This is a genomic window from Actinomadura macrotermitis (genome assembly GCF_009604375.1).
Classification (GTDB): domain Bacteria; phylum Actinomycetota; class Actinomycetes; order Streptosporangiales; family Streptosporangiaceae; genus Spirillospora; species Spirillospora macrotermitis.
On the sequence record NZ_WEGH01000004.1, the window covers coordinates 802,552 to 829,245 of the forward strand.

The window sequence follows — 26,694 nt, forward strand, 5'->3', positions numbered from 1 at the left end:
GGCGGGTGCCGGCGCACGCCCGCACCCCTCGCCCCCGGCAGGCGCCGATCGGGCTCCTGGGGCAGCGCACTCATTCCGAAGGTGCGGTCTTCCGGGTCCTGCCGTCGGCGCGGAGGGCGGCGATCAGCCATTCGGAGCCGGGGACCGCCGGCGGCTGGGGCAGCCGGCCGTTGATGATCGCCAGTAGCTGCCAGTACCGCTCCACCCGGGCGTCGACGAACGTCTCCAGTTGTTCAAGGATGCGGGCCCGCTGCGCTGTGGGGGTGTCGGGCGCGATGATGCGATCGAGGACGGGGACGGCCTCGGCGGAGTCGGGCGGGATGCCCTCGGCAAGGGCCTGCCCGGCGTGGTCAAGCCGGCCGGGCGACGCGGCGCCTGCGGCACGGCAAGAGCGGGGAGCCGGCCCGCCGCCGGACTCCCCGCTCTGACCAGGCGTTTCACGCCCGGGTGGTGCTCACTTTCAGCTGCAGCCGCTGGTGGAACCGCAGCCCTCGCAGACGTAGCAGCTGCCGGCCGGGCGCATCTTCGTGCCGCAGGTCATGCAGAGCGGCGCGTCGGCGGTGCGGCCCTGGCGGCTCTCGATGACCTCCATCGACGAGCGCGCCGCGCCCGGGGCCTGCGCCGGGGCGGCCGGGGCCGGTGCGGCCGGGGCGGCGATCGGCGCCGACTGGGCGAGCATGTCGTGCTCGACCTGGTTGTCGGCGTGCAGCGTCGCCGGGTCCTCGCCGTTGGCCTGCATCGCCCGCTCCTCGGCGGTGAAGATGCCGAGCTCGGCGCGCTGCTCGAACGGCATGTTGTCCAGCGCGAGGCGGCGGAAGATGTAGTCCATCACCGAGGTGGCCATGCGGATGTCGGGGTCGTCGGTCATGCCGGCGGGCTCGAAGCGCATGTTGGTGAACTTCTCCACCCAGGTCTCCAGCGGCACGCCGTACTGGAGGCTGATGGAGATGGCCATGGAGAAGGCGTCCATCACGCCGGCCAGGGTGGAGCCCTGCTTGCCGAGCTTGAGGAAGACCTCGCCGAGGCCGTCGTCGGGGTAGGACGAGGCCGTCATGTAGCCCTCGGCGCCCGCGACGGAGAAGCGGGTGACGGTCGCCGGGCGCTGCTTGGGCAGCCGGCGGCGGACCGGGCGCACCTCGGCCGGCGCGGCCGGGGCGGCGGCGGCCTTCGGCTCCTCCTTCTTGCCCGCGGCCGACAGCGGCTGGCCGACCTTGCAGTTGTCGCGGTAGATCGCCAGCGCCTTCAGGCCGAGCTTCCAGCCCTCGTAGTAGACCTTCTCGATGTCCTCGATGGTGGCCTGCTCGGGCATGTTGACGGTCTTGGAGATCGCGCCGGACAGGAACGGCTGGACGGCCGCCATCATCCGCACGTGCCCCATCGGGCTGATCGCCCGCTCGCCCATCGCGCAGTCGAACACCTCGTAGTGCTCGGGGCGAAGGCCCGGGGCGTCCACGACGTGGCCGTTCTCGGAGATGTACTCGACGATCGCCTCGATCTGCTCCTGCTGGTAGCCGAGCTTGTCCAGGGCGCGCGGCACCGTGTGGTTGACGATCTGCATCGAGCCGCCGCCGACGAGCTTCTTGAACTTCACCAGCGCCAGGTCGGGCTCGATGCCGGTGGTGTCGCAGTCCATCATCAGGCCGATGGTGCCGGTCGGCGCGAGCAGCGACGCCTGGGCGTTGCGGTAGCCGTGCTTCTCGCCGGCCTTCAGGCACTCCTGCCACTGCCGGGTCGCCGCGGCGACGATGGACTTGTCCATCTCGTCCAGCGGGCGGATCTCGTCGTTGGCGGCGGCGTGCTTGCGCATGACGCGCTTGTGCGCCTCGGCGTTGCGGGCGTAGCCGGCGTACGGGCCGACGACGCCGGCGATCTCGGCGGAGCGGCGGTAGGCGACGCCGGTCATCAGCGAGGTGATCGCGGCGGCGAGGCCGCGGCCGCCGTCGGAGTCGTAGGCGTGGCCGGTGGCCATCAGCAGCGCGCCGAGGTTGGCGTAGCCGATGCCGAGCTGGCGGTAGTCGCGGGTGGTCCGCGCGATCGGCTCGGTCGGGAAGTCGGCGAAGGTGATGGAGATGTCCATCGCCGTGATGACCAGCTCGGTGAGCTTGACGAAGCGCTCGGTGTCGAAGACGTTGCCCGCGCCGAGGAACTTCAGCAGGTTGATGCTGGCCAGGTTGCAGGAGGAGTTGTCCAGCGACATGTACTCCGAGCACGGGTTGGACGCGGTGATGCGGCCCGTCTCGGGGTTGGTGTGCCAGTCGTTGATGACGTCGTCGTACTGGATGCCGGGGTCGGCGCACTCCCAGGCGGCCTTGGCCATGAGCCGGAACAGCTCCTTGGCCTTGACGGTCTCCACGACCTCGCCGGTCATCCGGGCGCGCAGCGCGAACTCGCCGTCGGTCTCCACCGCGCGCATGAACTCGTCGGAGACGCGGACGGAGTTGTTGGCGTTCTGGTACTGGACGCTGCCGATGTCCTTGCCGCCGAGGTCCATGTCGAACCCGGCGTCGCGCAGGGCCCGGATCTTGTCCTCTTCGCGGGCCTTGGTCTCGATGAACTCGGCGATGTCGGGGTGGTCGACGTCCAGCACGACCATCTTGGCGGCGCGGCGGGTGGCGCCGCCCGACTTGATCGTCCCGGCGGAGGCGTCGGCGCCGCGCATGAACGACACCGGGCCGCTGGCGGTGCCGCCGGACGACAGCAGCTCCTTGGACGAGCGGATCCGCGACAGGTTCAGGCCGGCGCCCGACCCGCCCTTGAAGATGATCCCCTCCTCCTTGTACCAGTCCAGGATCGACTCCATCGTGTCGTCGACCGAGAGGATGAAGCAGGCCGAGACCTGCTGCGGCGACTTGGTGCCGACGTTGAACCAGACCGGCGAGTTGAAGCTGAACATCTGGTGCGCGAGCGCGTAGGTCAGCTCGTGCTCGAAGATCTCGGCGTCCTCGGGCGTGGCGAAGTAGCCGTGCTCGCGGCCGGTGCCGACGTACATCCGCACGACCCGGTCGATGAGCTGCTTCAGGCTCCACTCGCGGGCCGGCGTGCCGACGGCGCCGCGGAAGTACTTGGACGTCACGATGTTGACGGCGTTCAGCGACCAGAAGTCGGGGAACTCCACCCCGCGCTGCTCGAAGTTGACCGAGCCGTCCCGCCAGTTGGTCATGACCACGTCACGACGCTCCCAGCGGATCTCGTCGTACGGGTGCACGCCGGGCGTGGTGAAGATCCGCTCCATCTTCAGCCCCTTGCGGCCCCCCTTGCCGCGCCGGGCCGCCGAGCTCACCGTCTCCGTCATCGCCTCTTCCCCCTCCGGGCCCTCCCGCCGGGCCCTGTTCAGGTACAACCCCGCCCACCGCCGGCCCATGCCGTCCGGGGCGCTGTGAAATGTGTCGAATGCCTGTGCAGTTGCGCGTCAGTGCGGCGGCGGGGCGGGTTCCTCCGCGGAACCGGCCCGCCGCAGTGCCTCTATCTCCCGCGCGAAGTCCTCCAGCGACTCGAAGCCCCGGTAGACCGAGGCGAATCGCAGGTAGGCGACCTCGTCGAGCTCGCCGAGCGGCCCGAGGATCGCCAGCCCCACCTCGTGTGAGGGGATCTCCGCGGCGCCGGTCGCGCGCAGCGCCTCCTCGACCCGCTGGCCGAGCTTGGCGAGCGCGTCCTCGCCCACCGGGCGGCCCTGGCAGGCCCGGCGCACCCCGGCGACGATCTTGTCGCGGGAGAACGGCTCGGTGACCCCGCTGCGCTTGGCCACCATGAGGAGCACGTTCTCCTGGGTGGTGAACCGCTTGCCGCACTCCGGGCACGAGCGGCGCCGCCGGATGGCGGCGCCGTCGTCGGTGGAGCGGCTGTCGATCACCTTGGTGTCGGGGTTACGGCAGAACGGGCAGTGCACCGCGCTCCCTCCCTCCCGACACGCCGGTTCCCAAGAACCGACCGCAGGCACAATTTGTGCCTGCTGTTGCCGATGTGACTACTAGATGTTGTGGTCAACGGTAGGGCTCGGCAGAGGGCTTCGCAACCTGGAACCGGGGGGTCCGCGCGTCCCCCCTGGTCACGTCGGCCATGCCGGACGCGGCCCCGGCGTGTCGCGCTCACACGATCACTCCCGGCGACCGGATCGCCTGCTTCACTACCCCGCCTGACCTGCCCGAACACCCTGCCAGGGGTTCGTGGCACGGTTCAGCGCACGGGCACGCGCAGCCGCTGCCCGGGCTGGATGATGGAGCCGGAGAGGCCGTTGAGGTCGGTGATGCGGCGGACGGTGACGCGGGGGTCGGCGTGCGGGTCGGCCCGCACCGCGATCTCCCAGAGCGTCTCGCCTGGCTCGACGACGACGGAGTACACCTTAGGGCCACCGGGGGCTTGATCGTTCACCGGCCGCGCACCGCCGGACCGGGCCTGCGCCCAGTGCCCGGCGGCGAGCCAGAGGATCAGCAGCAGGACGCCCGCGGCGAAGGAGATCAACACCACACGCCCGCGCCGGGTGAGCCGCAGGCCGGCCGGCTCGCGCGCGGGCGGCGCCGGGCGGGCCGCGGCCGGGCGCGCCGGGGCGGGCCGCCGGATCTCCCCCGGGCCGATGTCGGCGAGCCGGACGCGCCGCGCCACGGGCCGCCGGGCCCCGCCCGCCGCCCGCGCCGGCCCGCACCTCCCGGCCGCGCCATACGCCACCGTGTGCCGCCGCGTTCCGGACATCTACGGCACCCCCCTCGCGACCAGCCGACCACCGACGCGCTTCGAATGAATTTTCGATCGAACGTCTGTACGATGTTCTACAACAGGACGGCGCGCAATGGCGAGGCCCAACTTCGAACAATTGTTTGATCATCCGGCTCGAACGCGATACCGTCCCATGACAAGGAGTGACGGCCCACGCGTCTGGAGGCGACGAGCGATGAGCAAGGTCCGGGAGCTGCCCGACGGCCCGAGCGACGAGACCGGCCTGACCCAGCGGCAGCGCATGGTGCTGGAGGTCATCCGCGACTCGGTGCACCGGCGCGGCTACCCGCCGTCGATGCGCGAGATCGGCGAGGCGGTCGGCCTGACCAGCACCTCCAGCGTGTCGCACCAGCTGCGCACCCTGCAGCGCAAGGGTTTCCTGCGGCGCGACCCGAACCGGCCGCGCGCGGTGGAGGTGCGCGTCCCGGGCGCCACCCCGGTGCGCACCGACGACGAGCCCTTCGAGACGCCCGCCGCCGACCCCGGCGCCCGCCCCGCGCCCGCCTACGTGCCGCTGGTCGGCCGGATCGCCGCCGGTGGCCCGATCCTGGCCGAGGAGGCCGTGGAGGACGTGTTCACGCTGCCCAAGCAGCTGGTCGGCGAGGGCACCCACTTCCTGCTGAAGGTGTCGGGCGACTCGATGATCGAGGCCGCCATCGCCGACGGCGACTGGGTCGTGGTGCGCCAGCAGCCGGTCGCCGAGCAGGGCGACATCGTGGCCGCCATGATCGACGGTGAGGCCACGGTCAAGACCTTCAAGCGCAAGGACGGGCACATCTGGCTGATGCCGCAGAACGCGGCCTACGAGCCGATCCCGGGCGACGAGGCGTCGGTGCTCGGCCGCGTCGTCGCCGTGCTGCGCAAGATGTGAGGCCCCCCGCGTTCTCGCGCCGCGCTCCTGAGAACGCACGGTGAAGGGCCCGGCCGCGCCTGCCGCGACCGGGCCCTTCGCCATGTCCGGCCGCTACGCCAAAGCCGCCAGCACGGCCTCCCGCAGCAGCTCCGGCGACCGCACGGCCGACATCGGCGCCCCCTCCGCGATCACCAGGGTCGGCACCCCGCCGATCCCCCGGGCCCTCCCCCGCCGCTCGTCCTCCCGCACCCGCTCGGCGTACCGGTCCCCGTTGAGCACGGCGTGCGCCTCAGCGGACTCCACACCCGCCTCCACGCCAAGCCCGGCAAGAACGCCCAGGTCGGCGACGTTCAACCCCTCCGTGTGGTACGCACGCAGCAGCCGCTCCGCCATGGCGTCCCCCAGGCCCCGCTCCGTGGCCAGATGGATCAGGCGGTGCGCGTCGAAGGTGTTCACCGGCCGCGCCCTGTCCATGGCCAGGTCGAGCCCCTCGGCCGCCCCCAGCGAGCGGATCCGGGCGACCCGCGCCTCCGTCTCGTCGCCCCACCACTCCCGCATCGCCTCGGCCGCCGAGACGCCGGGCTCTCGGGAGGCGTCCGGGCCGAGCTCGAAGGAGCGCCAGACGACCTCCACCCGCTCCTCCAGCCCGGCCAGCGCGGCCGACAGCCGCCGCTTGCCGATGTAGCACCACGGGCACAGGATGTCCGCGTAGACCTCGATCAGCATCAGGAGTCCACGCGCTGCGGGCCGGCGGTGACCTCGCGGGCCACCCGGTAGCGCGGCGACTCCGTCATGCGCGGCTCGGCCTTCCCCGTCAGCCCCGCCAGGGCGGCCATGATCGCGGCCATGCGGCCCTCGGCGTCGGATCCCCGCTCGAAGCGCCGGTAGGCGAAGGCCGCCACCGGTTCCCGCTGGGTCTCGGGACCGTCCACGATGTGGTCGATCACCGAGCAGAAGTCCTCGGGGGCGTCCATCGCACTCTCCTCGTTTCCGGAGGACGGCCGGCCCGCCCTCCGGAAACGATCGTGCAACCTCGACCGGACCCGAGGTCAACCAGAGCCCGAAGCCCCCGCACGGGACCCGCTACCGCACCACGATGTTCACGATCTTGGGGGCGCGCACGATCACCTTCACGATCTCCGCCCCGCCCAGCGCCTCCTGCACCTTCGGCGACGACAGGGCCTGCCGCTCCAGCTCGGCCGTCTCGATGGCCGGCGAGACCTCCAGCCGGTCGCGGACCTTGCCCGCGATCTGCACCACGCAGGTCACCGACTCCTCCACCAGCAGCGCCGGGTCGGCGGCGGGCCAGCCCGCCCGGATCACCGGGGCCTGGTGGCCGAGCACGGCCCAGGCCTCCTCGGCGGTGTAGGGCGCGAACAGCGACAGCAGCACGGTGATCGTCTCGGCGGCCTCGCGGACCGCCGGGTCGCCCGCGCCGGGGCCGGAGTCGATGGCCTTGCGGACGGCGTTGACCAGCGTCATGATCCGCGCGATCGCCACGTTGAACCGGTGCGCCTCGACCAGCACGGTGGCCTCGTCGATGGTGCGGTGGGTGACGCGCCGCAGCGCGGTGTCGCCGCCGGCCGGGTCGGCGCCGGGCGCGGAGGCGACCTCGGTGGCGATGCGGTGCACCCGGGTCAGGAACTTGGCCATGCCGGACGGGGACACGTCGGCCCAGTCGATGTCGTCCTCGGGCGGGCCCGAGAACAGCATCGCCAGCCGGACGACGTCCACGCCGTACTCGGAGATCTGCTCGCCGAGGTCGACCAGGTTGCCGGTGGACTTCGACATGGCCTTGGCGTTCAGGATCACCTGCCCCTGGTTCAGCAGGCGGGTGAACGGCTCGGTGAAGTCCACCATGCCCATGTCGTACAGGACCTTGGTGAAGAACCGGCTGTACAGCAGGTGCAGGATGGCGTGCTCGACGCCGCCGGTGTACTGGTCGACCGGCATCCACCGGCGCACGGCCTCGGGGTCGAACGGGCCGTCCTCGTAGCCCGGCGAGCAGTACCGGTAGTAGTACCAGGAAGAGTCGACGAAGGTGTCCATGGTGTCGGAGTCGCGCTTGGCGGCGCCGCCGCACTTGGGGCAGTCGACGTTGACCCAGTCCTCGGCGGCGGCGAGCGGCGAGGTGCCCTTCGGCGCCAGGTCCGAGCCGCGCAGGTTCGCCGGCAGCGTCACCGGCAGCTGGTCGTCGGGGACGGGGACCTCGCCGCACGCCGGGCAGTGCACGATCGGGATGGGGCAGCCCCAGAACCGCTGCCGGGACACCAGCCAGTCGCGCAGCCGGAAGTTGACCGCGGCCTTGCCGAGGCCCTTGTCGGCCAGCAGCGCGGTGATGCGGGCGATGGCGTCGGCCTTGGCCAGGCCGTCGATCGGGCCGGAGTTGACGATGGCGCCGTCGCCGGCGGTGGCGACGCCGGTCTCGGCGGGGTCGGGCTCGCCGGTCTCGACCACGACCCGCACCGGCAGGCCGAACTTCAGCGCGAAGTCCAGGTCGCGCTGGTCGTGCGCGGGCACCGCCATGATCGCGCCGTGCCCGTACTCGGCCAGCACGTAGTCCGACGCCCAGATCGGGATGCGGTCGCCGTTCACCGGGTTGATCGCGTAGCGGCCGAGGAACACGCCGGTCTTCTCGCGCTCGGTGGACAGCCGCTCGATCTCGCTCTCCCGCGAGACCTCGTCGCGGTAGGCCTCGAACGCGGCGCGCTGCTCGGGGGCGACGATCTCCTCGGCGAGCGCGGCGTCGGCCGCCACGACCATGAAGGTGGCGCCGTACAGGGTGTCGGGGCGGGTGGTGTACACCGTGACCGGCTCGTCGCGGCCCTCGATGACGAAGTCGACGTCGGCGCCGGTGGAGCGGCCGATCCAGTTGCGCTGCATCAGCAGGACGCGCTCGGGCCAGCCGCCCTCCAGCTGCTTCATGTCGTCCAGCAGCCGGTCCGCGTAGTCAGTGATCTTGAAGTACCACTGGGTCAGCACCCGCTTCTCCACCAGCGCGCCGCAGCGCTCGCAGTGGCCGCCGACGACCTGCTCGTTGGCCAGCACGGTCTGGTCGTTGGGGCACCAGTTGACCTGGCCGCCCTTGCGGTAGGCCAGGCCACGCTCGTAGAAGCGCAGGAACAGCCACTGCGTCCAGCGGTAGTACTCGGGGTCGGAGGTGTGCAGCCGCCGGGACCAGTCGAAGGACGCCGCGTAGCGGTGGAAGGAGCCGGCCTGCGTCTCGATGTTGGCGTAGGTCCACTCGGCCGGGTGCGAGTCGCGCTTGATCGCGGCGTTCTCGGCGGGCAGGCCGAAGGAGTCCCAGCCGATGGGGTGCAGGACGTTGTAGCCGCGCTGGAACCAGTAGCGGGCCGGGACGTCGCCGATGGCGAACGCCTCGGCGTGGCCCATGTGCAGGTCGCCCGAGGGGTAGGGGAACATGTCCAGCGCGTAGCGGCGCTCGCGGCCGTCGTCGCCCTCCGCCGCCTTGAAGGGCTCGAGCTCCGCCCAGCGGGCCTGCCACTTGTCCTGAACTGCCCGCGGGTCGTACTGCTGCTCGTCGCTGCTCACGGTTACTGGCTCCGGTCCTTCACAGGTTCGTAAGGGCTGCTGACATGAAAGTGCCCCTCGCGCAGGAGGGGCCACCACGCCGGCGTCTCAGTCCGCCGACGTGGTCAGATAAGGAGCAGCCTGGCTCGCATATATCAAGACTAGCGCAGTCGCAAGCCTTGGGGGCGCCGCCCGGACACGTCCGGAACGGGCCCGGGCGCGGCTTGACGCACCCCGGCCACAACATGGGGGTGGGCACGGATGGCGCAGGCAAGCGCTTATGTACCAGGATGAGCGTGACCGTTCCTACACTCGTCGGTAACAACCGCCTGGTGACAAGCCCCGTGCGAGGAGTGCCATGCTCAACCTGTCCGTGCTTCTTGAGGACGCCGCGCGAGAGACCCCGGACCGCGACGCCGTGGTCTTCGGCGACATCCGCCTCTCGTACTCCTTCATCGACCAGGTCGCCAACCAGGTGGCGAACCTGCTGCGCGCACGCGGCATCGAGCGCGGTGACAAGATCGCGATCGCGTCGCCGAACCTGCCGTACTTCCCGATGATCTACTTCGGCGCGCTCAAGGCCGGCGCCGTCGTGGTGCCGCTGAACGTGCTGCTGAAGCCGCGTGAGATCGCCTACCACCTGGGCGACTCCGACGCCAAGGCGTTCTTCTGTTTCGAGGGCACGCCCGAGCTGCCGCTCGGCGAGTCGGGGCACGCCGGGTTCGAGCGGGCCGAGGAGTGCGAGCACTTCTTCCTGCTGCCGGCGAGCCTGGCCACCACCGAGTCGCCGATCGAGGGCGCCGAGCTGTTCTGGGCGGCGCTGGCCGACCAGCCGAAGACCTTCGAGACGGCGCAGACCGAGCCGACCGACACCGCGGTGATCATCTACACCAGCGGCACCACCGGCCAGCCCAAGGGCGCCGAGCTCACGCACGGCAACCTGCTGATGAACACGATGGTGGACGACACCCTGTTCGCCAAGACGGCGCACGACGTCTCGCTGGTGACGCTGCCGCTGTTCCACATCTTCGGCCAGACGTGCGTGATGAACGTCGGCTTCTATCGGCGCTCCACCCTGATCATGCAGCCGCGCTTCGACGCCAAGGCCGCGATCCGCCTGATGGTGGACGAGAAGGTCACCGTGTTCGCGGGCGTCCCGACGATGTACTGGGCGCTGCTGGCCGACGACACCGGCGAGGCCGACATCGCCGCGATCCGCGAGAACCTCAACGTCGCGGTCGCGGGCGGCGCGTCGCTGCCGCTGGAGGTGCTGAAGGGGATCAAGGAGAAGTTCGGCGTCGACGTGCTGGAGGGCTACGGCCTGTCGGAGACCTCCCCGGTCGCCTCGTTCAACCGCCCGGACCGCCCGACCAAGCCCGGCTCGATCGGCCTGCCCGTCTGGGGCGTGGAGATGAAGCTGATCGACGACGAGTGGAAGGAGATCGAGGGCGAGGGGCCCGGCGAGATCGCCATCCGCGGGCACAACATCATGAAGGGCTACTACAAGCGGCCCGAGGCGACCGAGGCGAGCATCCAGGACGGCTGGTTCCGCACCGGTGACGTGGCCCGCCGCGACGACGAGGGCTACTACTACATCATCGACCGCTCCAAGGACATGATCATCCGGGGCGGCTTCAACGTCTACCCGCGTGAGCTGGAGGAGGTCCTGATGACCCACCCGGCCGTCTCGCTCGCGGCCGTGGTGGGCGTCCCGCACGACTCGCACGGCGAGGAGATCAAGGCGTACGTGATCCGCAAGCCGGGCGTGGAGGTCACCGAGGCCGAGCTGGTCGAGTGGGGCAAGGAGCAGTTCGCCAACTACAAGTACCCGCGCATCGTGGAGTTCCGCGACGAGCTGCCGATGACCGCCACCGGCAAGATCCTCAAGCGCGAGCTGCGCTAGCCCGCCGCCTCCCGGCCGGCCCGCGGCCGGCCGGGAAAGGCCGTTCGCACGGCCAGGTCCTGCGCGCCGATCACCCGCAGCGGCCGCAGGGCCTCGCAGGAGCGGGTGCCGGGGCCGGCGGGGTAGAGCACCGCCGTTGACGCTGCTCCCCCGAGCCCGGCGCGCCCGTCCCCCGGCGGCGGGTCAGTCGGCCAGCCAGTCCAGGATCAGCCGGTTGACCTCCGCCGGGTGGTCCAGCTGCAGGAAGTGGCCGGCGCCGTCGACGATCTCGGCGCGCGACCCGGCGGGCAGGTGCGCGAGCACCGCCGCCGGGTCGGCCGCCGCCGCGTCCAGGCAGCCGTCGGCGCCGCCGTGCAGGTACAGGACGGGCCGCTCGCCGGGCGTGGCCGCCGCGGCCTGCTCGGCGGCGTAGCGCGCGACGTGCCGCGAGGAGTCGAGCATCGTGCGGTAATAGCCGATCGCCGCCGCCCGGTTCTCGGGCAGGGACAGGCAGGCCATCACGTGCTCGACGTCCTCGGCGGCGTCGTGGCCGGGCGACCAGTCACGCCAGAGGGACTCGACGAACGCCCGGTTCAGCACCATCTCGGCGACCGGCGTCTGGAACACGAAGATGTAGAAGGACCGCTTCAGCTGCTCGTAGGTGAAGAAGGCGCCCATCAGCGCGCCGAGCGGCGGCACCGACATCGCGACCGCCTTGCGCCAGCGACCGGGGGCGTGGGCGGACGCGCCGTAGGTGGCGAACGCGCCCCAGTCGTGCCCGATGATGACGGCGTCGGGGCCGCCGCCGAAGGCGTCGTGCAGCGCGTTCGCGTCCGCCGCGAGCGCGCCGGCCTGGTAGGCGCCGTCCTCGGGGACGCCCGTCGGCGCGTAGCCGCGGCTGAAGGGCGCGACGGCCCGGTATCCGGCGGCGGCCAGCTCGGGCAGCAGGTGCCGCCAGGTGTGCGCCGAATCGGGGAATCCGTGCAGGCAGAGGGCGAGCGGCCCGTCGTCCGGGCCCGCCTCCAGGTAGCCGAAGTCCAGCCCGTTCGCCTTGACCGTGCCCTGCCTGATGGCGTCCATGCCCGTCCCTTCGTGGCCCGCAGGTGACCCTATCCTGACGCCGCAGAGGTGAGAAGCTTCACCAGATCTTCGGATATCGCTGTATCGGTATGTGTTTACATCGGATTCCGCAGTCATCTAGCATCAGGACGACTGGATCGCTCGTATACTGAGGAAGCGTGATGACGGAGCAGACAGCCCATCAGCAGTCCGCCGCCCGGGACCACCTGTGGCTGCACTTCGCCCGCCACTCGGGGTACCAGGACGGCGGCGAGATCCCGACGATCGTCCGCGGCGACGGCCCCTACGTCTACGACACCGCGGGCAAGCGGTACCTGGACGGCCTGGCCGGGCTGTTCACCGTCCAGGCCGGGCACGGCCGGGAGGAGCTGGCGCAGGCCGCCGCCAAGCAGGCCGCCGAGCTGGCCTTCTTCCCGCTGTGGTCCTACGCCCACCCGAAGGCCATCGAGCTCGCCGAGCGGCTCGCGCACCACGCGCCGGGCGACCTGAACCGGGTGTTCTTCACCTCGGGCGGCGGCGAGGCGGTGGAGAGCGCCTGGAAGCTGGCCAAGCAGTACTACAAGCTCGTCGGCAAGCCGACCAAGCACAAGGTGATCAGCCGCGCGGTCGCCTACCACGGCACCCCGCACGGCGCGCTGTCGATCACCGGGCTGCCGGGGCTGAAGGCCCCCTTCGAGCCGCTCGTGCCGAGCGGCTTCCGGGTGCCCAACACCAACATCTACCGCGCCGCCGCGCACGGCGACGACCCCGAGGCGTTCGGCCGCTGGGCCGCCGACCGGATCGAGGAGGCCATCGAGTTCGAGGGCCCCGACACCGTCGCGGCGGTGTTCCTGGAGCCGGTGCAGAACGCCGGCGGCTGCTTCCCGCCGCCGCCCGGCTACTTCCAGCGGGTCCGCGAGATCTGCGACCGGCACGACGTGCTGCTGGTCTCCGACGAGGTCATCTGCGCGTTCGGCCGGCTCGGCACGATGTTCGGCTCGCAGAAGTTCGACTACGTGCCCGACATCATCACCTTCGCCAAGGGCGTCACCTCCGGCTACTCCCCGCTCGGCGGCATGATGGTCGCCGACCGGCTGTTCGAGCCGTTCAGGCACGGCGACACGATGTTCGCGCACGGCTACACCTTCGGCGGCCACCCGGTGTCGTCGGCGGTCGCGCTCGCCAACCTGGACCTGTTCGAGCGCGAGGACCTGCTCGGCCACGTCCGCCGCAACGAGCCGGTGTTCCGCGCGACCCTGGACAAGCTGCGCGACCTGCCGATCGTCGGCGACGTGCGCGGCGACGGCTTCTTCTACGGCATCGAGCTGGTCAAGGACCAGGCCACGCGCGAGACCTTCAACGCCGACGAGTCCGAGCGGCTGCTCCGCGGCTTCCTGGACAAGGCCCTCTACGAGGCCGGGCTGTACTGCCGGGCCGACGACCGCGGCGACCCCGTCGTCCAGCTCGCGCCGCCGCTGATCTGCGACGAGTCGCACTTCGTGGAGATGGAGCAGATCCTGCGCTCGGTGCTCACCGAGGCCTGGGCCCGCCTGTAGGGCGTGCCCACGGGGGCACGCCCCCGGGTTCAGCCGCGCAGCAGGTCGGCGGCCTTCTCGCCGACCATGATGGCGGGCGCGTTGGTGTGGCCGCGGATGATCTCCGGCAGCACCGACGCGTCCGCCACCCGCAGCCCCTCGACGCCGCGCACCCGCAGCTCGGGGTCCACGACGGCGTCGTCGCCGGTGCCCATCCGGCAGGTGCCGGTCGGGTGGTAGAGGGTCTCGGAGTGCGCCCGGACGTAGGCGGCGAGGGCCTCGTCGTCGTCCGCGCCCGGGTACGGCGCGAGCGGCCCGGCCGCGTACCCCTTCAGCGGCGCGGTGCCGAGGATCTCCTCGGCGAAGCGGACGCCGTGCACCAGCCGGCGCAGGTCGGCCTCCTCGGTCAGGTAGCCCGGGTCGATCGCCGGCGCGGCCGCCGGGTCGGCGGAGGCGAGGGTGATGCGGCCGGCCGACTCGGGGCGCAGCAGCACCACGCCGACGGTGACGCCGTGCTCGGCCGGCGCCGTCAGCCCGTGGTTCGTGAACGGCACCGGCGCGAAGATCAGTTCCAGGTCGGGGGCGGGCAGCGCCGGGTCGCTCTTGATGAACGCGGCCGCCTCGCCGACGTTGGAGGTGAGCGGCCCGCGCCGCGCGAGCAGGTAGCGGGCGATGTTCGCGGGGCTGTCGGCACCGGTGAGGGTGACCGGGCGCGGGCAGTGCCGCAGCACCGCGACCGACAGGTGGTCGCGCAGGTGCCGGCCGACCGCCGGGCTCTCCACGACGGGCTCGACGCCGATCTCGCGCAGGTGCCCGGGGTCGCCGACGCCCGACAGCATCAGCAGCTGCGGGGAGCCGATCGCCCCCGCGCACAGCACGACCTCGCGCCGCGCGCCGACCCGCTTGCCGTCGTACTCCACGCCGGTGGCGCGGCCGTCCTCGATCACCACGCGCGACACGTGCGCGCCGGTGAGCACGGTCAGGTTGGGGCGCTTGCGGGCCGGCCGCAGGTAGGCGTCGGCGGTGCTCCAGCGGCGGCCGCGCCGCTGGCTGACCGGGGTCGGCGCGAAGCCCTCGTTGGACGGCCCGTTCAGCTCGGGCAGCCGGGTCAGCCCGGCCGCTTCGCAGGCCGCCAGGAACGCCCGGGTCGTCACGTTCGGGCTGCGCTGCTCGGAGACCGTCTGCGGTCCGTCGGTGCCGTAGACGGCGCCCTCGTTGCTGCCGACGCGGCCCTCCAGGCGCTTGAAGTAGGGCAGCACCTCGTCGTAGGACCAGCCGGGCAGGTCCCAGCCGTCGTAGTCGGCGCGGTGGCCGCGCACCCACATCATGGCGTTCAGGGAGGACGACCCGCCGAGCGTCCTGCCGCGCGGCCAGTACAGCTCACGGCCGCCGAGCCCGTCCTGCTTGACGGTGCTGTAGTCCCAGTCGTACTCGGTCTTGAACAGCTTGGGGAACGCGGCCGGGATGTGGATCTCCTGCTTGGCGTCCGGGCCCCCGGCCTCCAGCAGCGCGACCCGCACCGAGGTGTCCTCGGCGAGGCGCGCCGCGACGGCGGCGCCCGCCGAGCCGGCGCCGACGACGACGTAGTCGAATTCCATGGGGGCTCCCGGTGACGTGGGGCCGCACTGTCGGCGACCCTGACGGGACTGGAATATCACTGCATGCCGCCCGCGTCCATGTTCTCACTCTCCGTTCCGATGGAGCGCCGGACCACCGGAAACGGGGTCCAGGTCACGGACCAGCACAGAGTCCACTGGACACTGGGCGAAAAAGTGTCCAGCATCACCCCGGCCCAACGAAGTGATGCAGGTCACAAGCGGAGACGGCGAACCATTCCCCCGGTTCGGACATCTTCTTTTGGCAGGTTCGAAGCAACTGAACAAGGGGCGCCGATGAATCGCCGGATGATCGCTGTGGCCGTCGTGGGCGCGAGCGCCACGCTCACCCTCACGGGCTGCCTCGGCGGAAACGACAAGGACCCGGCAGGCGAGGGCCCGACGACGCAGGTCTCCGCGGGCGTCTCCGGCACCGACTCCCCCGCCGCCGGCTCCACCGCCACCGGCCGGCCCACCAGCGCCGCCTCGACACCGCCCGGCTGGAAGACCATCGGCGGCCCCGACAACGGGCTGTCGTTCGCCGTCCCGGAGGGCTGGACCGAGATCCACCTGACCCAGGGCAACCTGGAGGAGGGGCTGGACAAGCTCGGCCTGAAGGGCCCCAGCGCGGCGACGATGCGGCAGAGCCTGCAGCAGCTCCAGCAGCAGAAGGCCGTGTTCGCCATCGAGACCGAGTCGGCCGCCAAGGGCTACGCCACCTCGGTGAACGGCCTCTGCTCGCCGTCGGCGACCGGCTCGCTGGACCAGCTGAAGGCCAGCGTCCGGCTGGGCCTCACCAAGATCGGCGCCAGGAACGTCCAGGTCACCGACACCCTCGTCGCCGGGGTGCCCGGTGTCAAGACCTCCTACGAGCTGAACTCCCAGCTCGGGGTGCTGACCGGCCGCCAGTACATGGTCAACTCAGGCGGGCGGTCCTGCACGGTGACCGTCACCGCCAAGCAGGGCGACATGCCCGCCGACACCGACCGCATCGCCGACACCACGCGCATGCTCTGACGCGCGGCGGGCCGGCCGGGGAAGACCCCCGGCCGGCCCGTTCACCCGATACCGCTCAGACGCCCCAGTCGGGACGCAGCGGCATGTCCGAGCGGCCCTGCTCGTCGGTCTTGACGCCGAGCGTCTGGTGCAGCTGGATCCAGTTCTGCTCGAAGCCGAGGACGCAGCCGGCCATGTAGACCTTCCAGACCCGGGCGGTGCCCTCGCCGACCTCGGCGACGGCCTCGTCCCAGTGCTCGTCCAGGTTGCGGCACCATCCCCGGAGCGTGCGGGCGTAGTGCTCGCGCAGGTTCTCCTGGTGCCGGATCTCGAAGCCGGCGTCGTTCATCTGCGACTGGACGTACCCGGGGCCCTCCAGCTCGCCGTCGGGGAACACGTACCGGTTGATGAACCCGTCCTGCTTGATCGCCGGGGCGATGTTGTCGGGGCGGGTGATGGTGTGGTTGAGCATCCGCCCGTGCGGCTTCAGCTTCCCGTACAGGAAGGAGAAGTAGCCGGGCAGGTTCGCCTTGCCGATGTGCTCGGTGAGGCCGATCGAGCTGACGGCGTCGAACCCGGTCTCGGTGACGTCCCGGTAGTCCAGGTGCCGCACCTCGGCCAGGTCGCTCAGCCCCCGGTCGGCGATGGCCTTCTGCGCCCACTCGGCCTGCTGCTTGGACAGCGTGACGCCGAGGGCCTTCACGCCGTACTCCTTCGCGGCGTGCATGACCATGCCGCCCCAGCCGCAGCCGACGTCCAGCAGCCGCATGCCCGGCTTCAGGCCGAGCTTGCGGGCCACCAGGTCGAACTTGTGGTACTGCGCCTCCTCCAGCGTCGCGTGCTCGCTGGGATAACAGGCGCAGGTGTAGGCCATGGACGGGCCGAGCACCCACTCGTAGAAGGTGTTGGAGACGTCGTAGTGGTGGGAGATCGCCTTGGCGTCGCGGCGCTTGGAGTGCCGCAGCCACGACGGCAGCCGGCTGAACGGCGCCTCCTGCGGCGGCGGGTCCAGCCGCCGCGAGATCGCGCCGCGCAGCAGCGGGTCGCGGGCCACCGCACCGACGATCTTCATCTTGTCGCGCGGGCCGACCTCCCCCAGCACCTGCTGCATGGTCGACAGGGCGGTGTACATGTCGCCGCTCACGTCGATCATGCCGGTGACGTAGGCGCGGGCGAGGCCGAGCGCACCCGGCGAGTGCACCAGGTACGACACCGCGTAGGGCGAACGCACGTCGAACCGGATGCCGGCGCCCGGCACCCCGGCCCGCGACCCGTCGTACGCCGCGAACTCCACTGGCGCCCCAGCCCCGGCGAGCCGCTCGAAGACCCTGGCCAGCGTCATCTTGTTCCTCCTGTCTCTCCGCCCCCGTGCAGGGGCGACGGCATCATGGCCCCGGTCCCGGGGCCCTCCCCCCGATGCCTCGGACGCCTCAGCGCCCGCGCACGCACTTGTCGTAGAGATCCAGCAGCCGTTTCGCGGGGTCGTAGGCTTCCTTCAGCCGCTGGTAGGTCTCCCCGTCGTAGTAGCGCCAGAACTCGTCCCGGCTGTAAAAAGCCGTCGAGTAGAGGGATTTGTGGCCTTCAAGAGCGGCGACCTTGCGCTCGATCAAGCGGTTGTGGTACTCGGGAATCTGGCCCGGAGGCAGGCGCACCGTGCCCCAGAAACCGACGTTCACGTAGGTGCGGCCCGGCTCCAGCGGGTACAGGGGCCAGCCCTCGCGCGCGCGCAGCGGGCACAGCCAGACCGGCTTCATCCCCACCTTGTCGTGGAAGAACTCCAGGAACTCGGGCAGCCGCTCGATGGGCACCTCGATGTCCTGGATGACGTCCTCGCGGGGGCGCAGGCCCTTCCAGCGCTCGATCCGGGCGATGACCTGGTAGCGCCGGTCGTAGGCGACGAGCTTGCGGTAGACGTCCGACCGCTTGGCCTTGTCCGGCCACACCCGGCGCACCAGCGGGTTCTGCACGCCGAACGCGCCCGAGCACCAGAACCAGTCGGTGTCCCAGCGCCAGATGTAGTCGCGGACCGTCAGGAAGTCCACCGACCGCTGCTGGATCGAGCGGTAGTAGATCCGCTGGCCGGTGTAGTCGGAGGTGTAGGGCGCCGAGTCGGTGAAGAAGCCGAGCGTGATGTACTGCTCGTCCGCGCCGAAGACGGTGCCGTCCATGAAGTCGACGGTCTCGCCGTCGTACTCGCCCGCCTCGGTGATCTCGGCCATCGCCGCCGTCAGCTCGGCCGCGCTCGCGAACCGCAGGTGCCGCACCTTCACGTACGGCTTGACCTCGATGAGCCCGATCTTCAGCCGCAGGCTGTAGCCGAGCGTCCCGTAAGAATTGGGGAAGCCGTGGAACAGGTCGCTGTGCTCGTTGTCCTTGGTGGCGACGACGATCTCACCGGCGCCGGTCAGCACCTCCATCTCCAGCACGGCCTCGTGCGGCAGGCCGAGCCGGAACGACGTCGACTCGATGCCGAGGCCGGTGACCGCCCCGCCGAGCGTGATCGTCTTCAGCTGCGGCACCACCGTCGGCATCAGCCCGTGCGGCAGGGTCGCGTCGACCAGGTCCTCGTAGGTGGTCATGCCCTGCACCTGCGCGGTGCGCGTCTCCGGATCGACGCTCAGCACCTTGTCGAAGCCGGACACGTCCAGGCCCGGGGCCTGCGACGGATCGCGCCACCGGAACAGGTTGGAGGTCTTCTTCGCCAGCCGGACCGGTGTGCCCGCCGGGATCGCCTCGTACGACCTGCGCAGCGCGGACACCGCCCGCTGATGATCATCGTTGACCAGAAGCTCCGTCATGCGTCCCTCCCCGTGACAGTAAACCGATCATCCCATGTATGTTCCACATAAACGGGCGAGAGCGTCGTCACAGGCAGCGAGGGGAATAAAAGTCATGGGCAAAGTGCACGAACGGATCGACGAGCGGCTCCGCGCGTTCATCGCCGACCAGCCTATGTACTTCGTCGCGACCGCCCCGGCGGAGGGCCATGTCAACGTCTCCCCGAAGGGGTACGCGGGCACCTTCGCCGTCATCGACGACCACACCGTCGCCTACCTGGACCTGACCGGCTCGGGCGCGGAGACGATCGCGCACCTGCGCGAGAACGGCCGGATCACCGTCATGTTCTGCTCGTTCGGCCGCACGCCCAACATCGTGCGGCTGCACGGGACGGGCACGGTCGTGCTGCCCGGCGAGCCGTCCTGGCCGGAACTGGTCGGCCTCTTCCCCGAGACGCCCGGCACCCGCGCCGTCATCACGATCGCGGTCGAGCGGGTCTCGGACTCGTGCGGCTACGGCGTCCCCTACATGGAGGTCGCCGGCGACCGCGACATGCTGAAGGACTGGGCCGGCCGCAAGTCGCCCGAGCAGCTGGAGGCCTACCGGGCCAAGAAGAACGCCACCAGCATCGACGGGCTGCCCGCGCTCACTTGACGGGCCGCAGCGTCCACGGGTAGCGGAAGTCGGCCCCGGCCAGCGCCATGATCGCCGCGACGGCGGAGGCGATCCAGGCCACCGCGTACACCACGCCGCCGATCCCGAACGTCACGATCGTGACGAGCAGCAGGGTGAGCTGGAAGTTCACCGCCTCGGCGGCGTGCCGCCGCACGTACGGCGAGCGCTTCCCGCTGACCAGCATCAGCACCAGCGGGCCCACGAACACGGTGGGGATCGCCAGCCCGTGCGCGAGGGCGGCGAGCACGCGGTCCTCCCCCGTCTCGGCCCCCGCAGGGACCATGCCCTTCGCCGGCGGCGCCAGGTCGCGCAGCACGACGGCGAGCTCGTCGCGGGTCTTGGCCGTCATGGCCAGGTGGGTCCGCATGTCGAACTCGTCGTGGTCCAGCCGCCCCTCGGCGTAGGCGGTCTGGAGACGCTCGATGACCGGTTCGCGTTCTGCGTCCGAGACGCGCAGATGGCCCGTCGCTTGGCTGTTCATGACTTCATGGTCGGCGCCGGGACGCGCCACCGCCATCGGGGAAGTCCCTGAGCCGTCCCTGACTTCCCCCGCCCGTCAGGGGGAGGGCCGCCGGTCGTACCTCCTCCCCGGGACGAGGGGCCGGCCGATCAGCTCCGAGACGGTGGCGAAGACGTAGCCCTTGCGGCGCAGCCCGTCGATGATGGCGGGCACCGCGGCGACCGACGTCGGGTGGATGTCGTGGACCAGCAGGATGGAGCCGGGGCGCGCCTGGTCCAGGATGCGCCGCTCGACCGCCCGGGTGTCGCGGACCTTCCAGTCGACCGGGTCCACGGTCCACATGATCTGGGCCATGCCCCGCCGCTTGACCGCCTCGGTCAGCGCGCGGCCCGTCGAGCCGTAGGGCGGCCGCATCAGCACCGGCGTGGTCCCGGTGGCCTGCCGGATCACCTCCTGGGTCCGCGTCAGCTCCTGGTCGATCTTCGCCGCGGACGCCTTGCCGAGGTCGGCGTGCGTGTAGCCGTGGTCGCCGACCTCGTGGCCGGCGGCCGCCTCCTGCCGCACCAGGTCGGGCCGCTCCGCCACGTTGCGCCCCACCACGAAGAAGGTCGCCTTGACCCCGCGCCCGGCCAGGATGGCGAGCAGCCCGGCGGTGCCGCCCGCCGGCCCGTCGTCGAAGGTCAGCGCGACGCACCGGGCCCGCGCGCAGTCGACCCGCGGCACCGGACGCTCCTGTGCCACCGGCCGGGCCAGGATCCCGGCCGTCATCGGCGCCCGGTCGTCCGCCGTCCTGGAAGGCAGCGCGCTCAGCCAGCCGCAGCCCACCAGAGCGATCACCACCCAGGCGGCCCGCCGCGCCGCACCCTGCATGAACGCCCCCTCGCGCAGTCGGGTAAGCCCGCCAGTGTAGGTACTGGACGTCCTCCGTTCATGGCATGAACATCCGTGTCGGGAACCCGCCCCGCCCGATAGATCGTTATTGTCATAACTCGCCTTCCTGACTCCGGAGCCGTTCCGGAGCGGCAGACAGGACGGGACATCCGATGAGGTTCCGCGACCGTTTCGGCATCCGCAGGCACCGTGGCGCCACGGTCACCAAGCTGGACCGCGAGGCCACCGACGCCGACATCGAGGCCCTCATCGCCTTCGCGGAGGCCCGCCGCGGCGTGGAGTTCTTCATCGAGCCCGAGACCTTCGCCACCGACACCACCGCGGTCGCGGTCGCCCACGACGGCGAGTGGATCCGCCGCCGCGTCGGCTCCCCCAAGGTGATCGCCAAGGTCGCCCGCGACCGCGGCCTGCCGGCCTACGACGTGCAGATCGTCGGCTACCCGCCCCGCATGCGCGCCTGGAACGAGCGCAACCGCGACCGCCGCCGCCTGGACCCCGGCACCCCCGGCGAAGCCGTCTCCTCCTGACCCGTCACCGCCCCGACACACCCCCGGCGCAGCAGAGCACCACTCGCGCGCACAGAACCCACACAGGCGGAGCGCCCCGCCCTGCAGACAAGCACCGCGTGCAGCGCCACACAAGGCAAGTCACCACCTCACGCGGACCGGGCCCCATGCAGGCGGAGTGCCGCGTCCTGCAAGCAGGGAACCGCGTGCGTGCAGAACACCGCGCTAAACGAGGCAGGACACCACCTCGCGCGGACAAGAACCCACGCAGATGGAGTGCCCCACCCTGCAGACAGAGCACCGCGTGCAGACAGAGCACCGCGTGCAGGCAGAACACCGCGCCGCACAAGGCAAGACACCACCTCGCACGGACAGCCCTCGGCAGATGGGATGCCGCGTCATGACATCAGGGCACCGCGTGCAGGCAGAACACCGCGCCGCACAAGGCAAGACACCACCTCGCACGGACAGCCCTCGGCAGATGGGATGCCGCGTCATGACATCAGGGCACCGCGTGCAGGCAGAGCACCACGGCCACACAGGGCAGGACACCACCTCGCGCGGACAGGAGTCCACGCAGATGGAGTGCCCGGCTCTGCAGGCGGGCACCGCGTGTGTGCAGAGCACCGCGCCGCGCGGGGCAGGTCACCACCTCGCGTGGGCGGCCCTCGGCTGGTGGAAGGTCGCGGCTTGGCGTCAGGGTGCCGTGTGCGGGCAGGGTTCTGTGCCGGGTCAGCTTGCCCGGCGGGTTTCGGGCGGAGGGCTGTGGGAGGTGGGCTGCTCGTCGTCGGCGTAGACGGCGGCCAGGTCCTCCGGGGTCATCCGGATGCGGGCCTTGCCGGGCGGGATGCCGGCGTTGATGAGGTCACGGATCACGATGGCCGCCGAGTAGGCCGGGTCCGCCTCCAGAGCGCGGTCCAGGACCACGTTGGCCAGGGCGCCGTCGCCCGCCGCGTAGGCGGCGAAGGCGAGCAGGGTGGCGGGCGGCGCGGCGTAGCGGTCCTCGACGCGGCGCAGGAAGTCACGCCAGAAGGCGATGTCGGCGGCCGGGTCGTCCTCGTCGATGCGCACCCATGCCTCGTCGCGGACGCGGACGCCGGTCAGCAGCACCCCCAGCCAGGCGACCTCGTCGTCGTCCGGGGGGCCGGCCCCCGAGCGGGCGCGGTCGAGCAGCCCGGCGACCAGTTCCCTGCCCTCGCGGTCGGCGCGCGAGCGGAACCCGCGGCCGAGGCCGAAGTAGCGGGCCTCGGCGCGGGCCGTGGCCCGGCGCATGGCGGCGCGGGCCGGCCCCTCCAGCGGGGCGATGGTGCGGGCGAGCTCGGCCCGCCCGGCCAGCGCCACGTGGCCGGCGAGGGTGGCCTCGGCGGCCACCCGGGACGCGGAGCTGTCGTAGCGCCTGCCCTCGGGCGGGCAGCAGTCCTGGTCGGCGCAGGCGAGGGAGCGCCAGCGGCCGCCGGTGACGTGCAGCATGTCGAGCACCTGCAGGCCCGCCTCCGTCAGCGCGGTGTGCAGCCGCCCGGCGGCCTCGGCCACCTCGGCGGCGGGGCCGTAGCCGAGCAGGAGGGCCCGGCGGAAGCCGTTCCCGGCCAGGACCTCGGCCGCGCGGCAGTCGGTCCGCGGCAGGTCCTGGCGGATGGCGCAGGTGCTTTCGGGCCCGTCGAAGCCGACGCAGACGATGCTGTCGGAGGGGTGGAAGCCGAGCATGTAGGGGACGGCCGCGATGGCGTCCTCGGGAGTGCGGATCTCCAGCGGTTTCATGCCTCCCAGCCTTGCGGGCGGGCCGGGCCGGTGCCAGCGCTCCGGTCACCTGTGGATAACCCCGGGTCGCCGCCCTCCTGCGGCAGGTGGCGGCGGGCGCGCAGGGCCAGGCTCAGGGTCAGGATCGCCTCGTGGTCGGCCAGGTCGACGTCGAGCAGCCGCCTGATGCGGGCCAGCCGGGCGTAGAGCGTCTGCCGGTTGATCTGGAGCTCGCGCGCGGCCTCGGCCTTGCGGCCGCCGTGCCGGCAGTAGGCCTCCAGGGTGCCCAGCGCCTGCCGGTGGGCCGGCCCGAGCAGCGGGCCGAGGTTGCGGCGGACGAACCCCGCCAGGCTCCCGTGCTCGCGCTGCAGCCAGAGCAGCAGCTCCACGTCGAGCGTGCGCGCGTCGTGCCAGGGCCGGGGCGCCAGCCCGGCGGCCGCCACGGCCACCTCGGCGGCGTGCCGCAGCCCGGCGGCGGCCGTCGCCCAGGTCTGCACCTGGCCGACGATCACGAGCGGGCGGCCGGTGAGGCCCGCGCGGGCGGCGCCGGCCTGCGCGGCGGCCGCGATCCGGTCGGCGGTCGCCGTCCGCCGGCCGCGGTCGGGCACGCCCGCCAGGACGAGCAGCCGCCCCGCCGGCGGGCTGCTGCCGACCATCACCGGCAGCCCGAGCCCGGCCAGCTCCGCGCCGATCGCCCGGCCGGCCGTGCGCCAGGGCGCGCCGCCCGGGCGCGGGTCCCCGGCCACCAGGCCGTCGTCCGGCGGCAGCCGGACCACCGCGGGGACCAGCAGCGCGCGGGCGGCGAAGCCGAGGACCCTGGCCCGTCCGGCGGCCTCGTCCGCGGGGATCCGGCCGGACGCCAGGTCGTCCAGGAAGTCGCTGTGGCCGTGCGCGGCCAGCTCCTCCTCCTGCCGGGAGCGCAGCATCGCCAGGGCGATCAGCGAGGCGGCCCGGTCGGCCACGATCCGGTGCAGCGGGGTCAGCGCCGAGTCGACGGGGACGACCACCAGGTGCCCGAGCCGGTCCGGCGACCCCATCGGGACCGGGATCCGCAGCGCCGGTCCGCACGCCCGCCGGGCCGCCGCCTCCCAGACGGCCAGCGCGGAGCTGGACGGCTCGGGCCGGTCGTGGTCCGCGCCGCCCGCGTAGGCCAGGACCCGGCCCTCGGCGTTCTCCACCACCACCGGATTGCCCGTGTGGCCGGCCAGGAGCCGGAGCACCGCGGGGACGCCCTCGCCCGCCAGCAGCGCCTCGGAGAACCGGCGCGCTATCTCCTCGGCGCTGCGCAGCAGCCGGTAGTGGCCGTTGACGATCGCGGTGTGGACGGCCTCGGTGACCGCGACGAACGGGACCTGCCGGTGCAGCTGGACCAGCGGCAGCCCCCGCCCGCGGGCCGCGTCGACCAGCGCGTCGGGCAGGACGGGGAAGCGCACCCCGAGCTCGACCACGAGCGCGGCGATGCCGCGGTCGGCCAGCTCGCCGACGAAGCGCCGCTGCTCGGCGCGGCGGGTGCCGACGCCCATCCCGGTGGTGAGCAACAGCTCGCCGCCGCGCAGCAGCTGGGCCATGTTGGGGACCTCGCCGGCGTGCACCCACCGGATGGGCCGGTCCAGGCCGTCCGCCCCGGCCACCACCTCGGGCAGCCCGTGGCGGAGCGCCGGGAGCTCCAGGGCGTCGCGGACGGAGATCTCCGCCGGCGGGCCCGTCACCAGCGAACCTTCCATGGCGGCGAAATGTACCGGCCGACCGCGCCGCCGCATGTTACGAGATGGTCAATTCCGGCCGTCATCGCCCGATGCAACGACACTGCGTCCAGCTCCGCGCCCACATATCGACGGTCTGCCGCTTGTCCGGCCCGTCCCCCGGCCTGATGCTGACGGCCAGCGGCTCACCGTGGCCGCGATCAAGCGATCCCCTCATTGCGGAGGTGCGCAGTTGTCCGTTCTCCCGCCGCCCGAAAGGCCGGCCCCCGCCCGCCCGGACCGGCTGAAGCCCGACTCGGTCGGGGTGATCGGCGTGGTGTTCATGGCGCTGGCCACCGCCGCCCCGGTCACCGCGATGGCCGGCAACATGCCCTATGTCATCGGCGGCGACGGGATCGGCGCGCCCGCCGGGTTCCTGCTCGTCACGCTCGTGCTCACCGTCTTCACCATCGGCTATGTCGCGATGGCCCGGTACATCACCGCCGCGGGCGCCTTCTATGGCTATGTCTCCTACGGCCTCGGCCGGGTCGCCGGCATGGCCTCCGGGCTGCTCGCCGTGCTCGCCTACATGGTGTTCGAGGCGTCCATCGTCGGCATCTTCGCCTACTTCGCCAAGACCGCCGTGGCCGCGCAGCTCGGGTGGGACGGGCCGTGGGAGGCCTACGCCCTCGGGATGCTCGCGGTCACCGCGGTGCTGTCGTACTTCGACATCGACATCGCGGCCAAGATCCTCGGGGTGTTCCTGGTGGGCGAGGTGAGCATCCTGCTGATCCTCGCCGGGTCGGTCCTCGTGCACGGGGGCGGCCCGGACGGCCTGGCCGTCAAGTCGCTCGACCCGGTCGAGGCGTTCTCCGGCCCGTCCGCGGGGATCGGGCTGTTCTTCTGCTTCTGGTCGTGGATCGGGTTCGAGTCCACCGCGATGTACGGCGAGGAGTCCCGCAACCCCAAGCGGGTCATCCCCCGCGCGACCCTGTTCGCCGTGATCGGGCTCGGCACGCTGTACACGTTCGTCACCTGGATGACCATCTCCGGCAACGGGTTCGCCGAGTCGGTGCGGACGGCGGGCTCCCCCGAGCCGCTGCGGCTGTTCACCGGCCCGCTGGACCACTACGTCGGGCACTGGTCGGTGAGCGTGTTCGAGTGGCTGATGTGCACCAGCGCGTTCGCCTGCGGCATGGCGTTCCACCAGTGCGCCTCGCGGTACCTGTACGCGATCGGGCGTGAGGGGTTCATCCACCGCGCGCTCGGGCGGACCCATCCCCGGCACGGCTCGCCTTTCGTCGCGTCCTTCGCGCAGACCGTGATCGCGACGGCCATCGTGCTGGCCTTCGCGGTGAGCGGCAAGGACCCCTACACCGACCTGTACGGCCTGATGGCGATCCTCGGCACGCTCGCCCTGCTGATCGTGCAGACGCTCTGCTCGTTCGCGGTGATCGCCTACTTCCGGCGCCGGCCCCCGCAGGAGCGGCCCTGGTTCGCCACGCTCGCCGCGCCGCTGCTCGGCGGCCTCGGCATGCTCACCGCGATCTGGCTGCTGGTGGACAACCTGTCCTTCGCCGCCGGCGCGGCCAGCAAGTCCCTGGTGTTCACGCTGATCCCGTGGATCGTCGGCGGGGTCTTCGCCGCCGGCGTCGCCTTCGCCCTGTACATGAGGGCCCGGCATCCGCACCGCTACGAGGTGATGGGACGCATGATCCTGGAGGACGCCCAGGAGCGGGAGCCCGTCCAGGCCGCCGTCGAGTCCTGACCCGAACGAAGCGGCGAGGCCGGGCCGCCATCTGCG

General features: G+C 71.8%; 22 protein-coding genes. 7 read left to right on the forward strand and 15 right to left on the reverse strand.

Annotated elements, in window-relative coordinates; all coding sequences use genetic code 11:
• Positions 1-460: 460 nt before the first annotated feature.
• The 3 genes from ACRB68_RS32330 to ACRB68_RS32340 form a co-directional block, all read right to left on the reverse strand.
• Positions 461-3,292 (reverse strand): vitamin B12-dependent ribonucleotide reductase, encoded by a 2,832-nt coding sequence (locus ACRB68_RS32330; protein WP_153539116.1) that lies wholly within the window; start codon positions 3,290-3,292, stop codon positions 461-463.
• 117 nt (positions 3,293-3,409) lie between these two features.
• A complete protein-coding gene (gene nrdR / locus ACRB68_RS32335; protein WP_328595051.1) occupies positions 3,410-3,886 on the reverse strand; it encodes a transcriptional regulator NrdR in 477 nt (158 codons plus the stop codon).
• Positions 3,887-4,173: 287 nt separating this feature from the next.
• Positions 4,174-4,686, reverse strand: coding sequence for a LysM peptidoglycan-binding domain-containing protein (locus ACRB68_RS32340; RefSeq protein WP_153539118.1), 513 nt, complete (start codon positions 4,684-4,686; stop codon positions 4,174-4,176).
• Between the two features lie 199 nt (positions 4,687-4,885).
• Here ACRB68_RS32340 and lexA point away from each other — a divergent pair, with 199 nt between their 5' ends.
• Positions 4,886-5,581 (forward strand): transcriptional repressor LexA, encoded by a 696-nt coding sequence (gene lexA, locus ACRB68_RS32345; RefSeq protein WP_194293535.1) that lies wholly within the window; start codon positions 4,886-4,888, stop codon positions 5,579-5,581.
• 93 nt (positions 5,582-5,674) lie between these two features.
• Here the strand turns inward: lexA and ACRB68_RS32350 are convergent, their stop codons facing one another.
• From ACRB68_RS32350 to leuS, 3 genes are all read right to left on the reverse strand, one after another.
• Complete coding sequence (locus ACRB68_RS32350) at positions 5,675-6,289, reverse strand: DsbA family oxidoreductase (protein ID WP_153539122.1); 615 nt, start codon at positions 6,287-6,289, stop codon at positions 5,675-5,677.
• Positions 6,289-6,537, reverse strand: a complete 249-nt coding sequence (locus ACRB68_RS32355) for a hypothetical protein (RefSeq protein ID WP_153539124.1) — start codon at positions 6,535-6,537, stop codon at positions 6,289-6,291. Before ACRB68_RS32355 ends, ACRB68_RS32350 begins: the two co-directional genes overlap by 1 nt.
• Positions 6,538-6,646: 109 nt before the next feature.
• Positions 6,647-9,115 carry a leucine--tRNA ligase gene (gene leuS, locus ACRB68_RS32360; protein WP_328595052.1) on the reverse strand — a complete coding sequence of 823 codons (2,469 nt, stop codon included), beginning with the start codon at positions 9,113-9,115 and terminating at the stop codon, positions 6,647-6,649.
• Between the two features lie 337 nt (positions 9,116-9,452).
• On the opposite strand from leuS, the gene ACRB68_RS32365 reads away from it, so the two are divergent.
• Positions 9,453-10,997 carry a long-chain-fatty-acid--CoA ligase gene (locus ACRB68_RS32365; protein ID WP_153539126.1) on the forward strand — a complete coding sequence of 515 codons (1,545 nt, stop codon included), beginning with the start codon at positions 9,453-9,455 and terminating at the stop codon, positions 10,995-10,997.
• Here ACRB68_RS32365 and ACRB68_RS42230 read toward each other — a convergent pair.
• Complete coding sequence (locus ACRB68_RS42230) at positions 10,994-11,128, reverse strand: hypothetical protein (RefSeq protein ID WP_268890502.1); 135 nt, start codon at positions 11,126-11,128, stop codon at positions 10,994-10,996. The two genes, ACRB68_RS32365 and ACRB68_RS42230, sit on opposite strands and share 4 nt — an antisense overlap.
• A gap of 52 nt (positions 11,129-11,180) precedes the next feature.
• On the reverse strand, positions 11,181-12,056 hold the full coding sequence (locus ACRB68_RS32370) for an alpha/beta fold hydrolase (protein WP_153539128.1): 876 nt from the start codon (positions 12,054-12,056) through the stop codon (positions 11,181-11,183).
• Positions 12,057-12,217: 161 nt separating this feature from the next.
• On the opposite strand from ACRB68_RS32370, the gene ACRB68_RS32375 reads away from it, so the two are divergent.
• Complete coding sequence (locus tag ACRB68_RS32375; protein ID WP_153539129.1) at positions 12,218-13,591, forward strand: aspartate aminotransferase family protein; 1,374 nt, start codon at positions 12,218-12,220, stop codon at positions 13,589-13,591.
• 29 nt (positions 13,592-13,620) lie between these two features.
• On the opposite strand, the gene ACRB68_RS32380 is transcribed toward ACRB68_RS32375, so the two are convergent.
• Positions 13,621-15,168, reverse strand: a complete 1,548-nt coding sequence (locus ACRB68_RS32380) for a GMC family oxidoreductase (RefSeq protein ID WP_153539131.1) — start codon at positions 15,166-15,168, stop codon at positions 13,621-13,623.
• A 306-nt stretch (positions 15,169-15,474) separates the two neighbouring features.
• Here ACRB68_RS32380 and ACRB68_RS32385 point away from each other — a divergent pair, with 306 nt between their 5' ends.
• Positions 15,475-16,182: a hypothetical protein gene (locus ACRB68_RS32385; protein ID WP_153539133.1), complete on the forward strand. Its 708-nt coding sequence runs from the start codon at positions 15,475-15,477 to the stop codon at positions 16,180-16,182.
• A 55-nt stretch (positions 16,183-16,237) separates the two neighbouring features.
• Here the strand turns inward: ACRB68_RS32385 and ACRB68_RS32390 are convergent, their stop codons facing one another.
• Entirely contained in the window at positions 16,238-17,503 is a 1,266-nt protein-coding gene (locus ACRB68_RS32390) for a class I SAM-dependent methyltransferase (RefSeq protein ID WP_153539135.1), read from the reverse strand.
• Positions 17,504-17,591: 88 nt separating this feature from the next.
• On the reverse strand, positions 17,592-18,959 hold the full coding sequence (locus ACRB68_RS32395) for an FAD-binding oxidoreductase (RefSeq protein WP_153539137.1): 1,368 nt from the start codon (positions 18,957-18,959) through the stop codon (positions 17,592-17,594).
• 94 nt (positions 18,960-19,053) lie between these two features.
• On the opposite strand from ACRB68_RS32395, the gene ACRB68_RS32400 reads away from it, so the two are divergent.
• Positions 19,054-19,593 carry a pyridoxamine 5'-phosphate oxidase family protein gene (locus ACRB68_RS32400; protein WP_153539139.1) on the forward strand — a complete coding sequence of 180 codons (540 nt, stop codon included), beginning with the start codon at positions 19,054-19,056 and terminating at the stop codon, positions 19,591-19,593.
• Here the strand turns inward: ACRB68_RS32400 and ACRB68_RS32405 are convergent.
• Positions 19,586-20,095: a DUF1707 and DUF4870 domain-containing protein gene (locus tag ACRB68_RS32405; protein ID WP_153539141.1), complete on the reverse strand. Its 510-nt coding sequence runs from the start codon at positions 20,093-20,095 to the stop codon at positions 19,586-19,588. The two genes, ACRB68_RS32400 and ACRB68_RS32405, sit on opposite strands and share 8 nt — an antisense overlap.
• Before the next feature lie 75 nt (positions 20,096-20,170).
• Positions 20,171-20,944 carry a polysaccharide deacetylase family protein gene (locus ACRB68_RS32410; protein WP_235960449.1) on the reverse strand — a complete coding sequence of 258 codons (774 nt, stop codon included), beginning with the start codon at positions 20,942-20,944 and terminating at the stop codon, positions 20,171-20,173.
• A 173-nt stretch (positions 20,945-21,117) separates the two neighbouring features.
• Between ACRB68_RS32410 and ACRB68_RS32415 the strand changes: the two genes are divergently transcribed.
• Complete coding sequence (locus tag ACRB68_RS32415) at positions 21,118-21,492, forward strand: hypothetical protein (protein WP_153539143.1); 375 nt, start codon at positions 21,118-21,120, stop codon at positions 21,490-21,492.
• A gap of 711 nt (positions 21,493-22,203) precedes the next feature.
• Here the strand turns inward: ACRB68_RS32415 and ACRB68_RS32420 are convergent.
• Together ACRB68_RS32420 and ACRB68_RS32425 are read right to left on the reverse strand one after the other, a co-directional pair.
• Positions 22,204-23,229: a DUF4192 domain-containing protein gene (locus ACRB68_RS32420; RefSeq protein ID WP_153539145.1), complete on the reverse strand. Its 1,026-nt coding sequence runs from the start codon at positions 23,227-23,229 to the stop codon at positions 22,204-22,206.
• The gene (locus ACRB68_RS32425; RefSeq protein ID WP_153539147.1) at positions 23,226-24,932 is read right to left on the reverse strand and encodes a PucR family transcriptional regulator; all 1,707 of its coding nucleotides are present in this window, start codon (positions 24,930-24,932) and stop codon (positions 23,226-23,228) included. Before ACRB68_RS32425 ends, ACRB68_RS32420 begins: the two co-directional genes overlap by 4 nt.
• Before the next feature lie 211 nt (positions 24,933-25,143).
• On the opposite strand from ACRB68_RS32425, the gene ACRB68_RS32430 reads away from it, so the two are divergent.
• The gene (locus tag ACRB68_RS32430; protein WP_207709889.1) at positions 25,144-26,658 is read left to right on the forward strand and encodes an APC family permease; all 1,515 of its coding nucleotides are present in this window, start codon (positions 25,144-25,146) and stop codon (positions 26,656-26,658) included.
• The last annotated feature ends 36 nt before the right edge of the window (positions 26,659-26,694 follow it).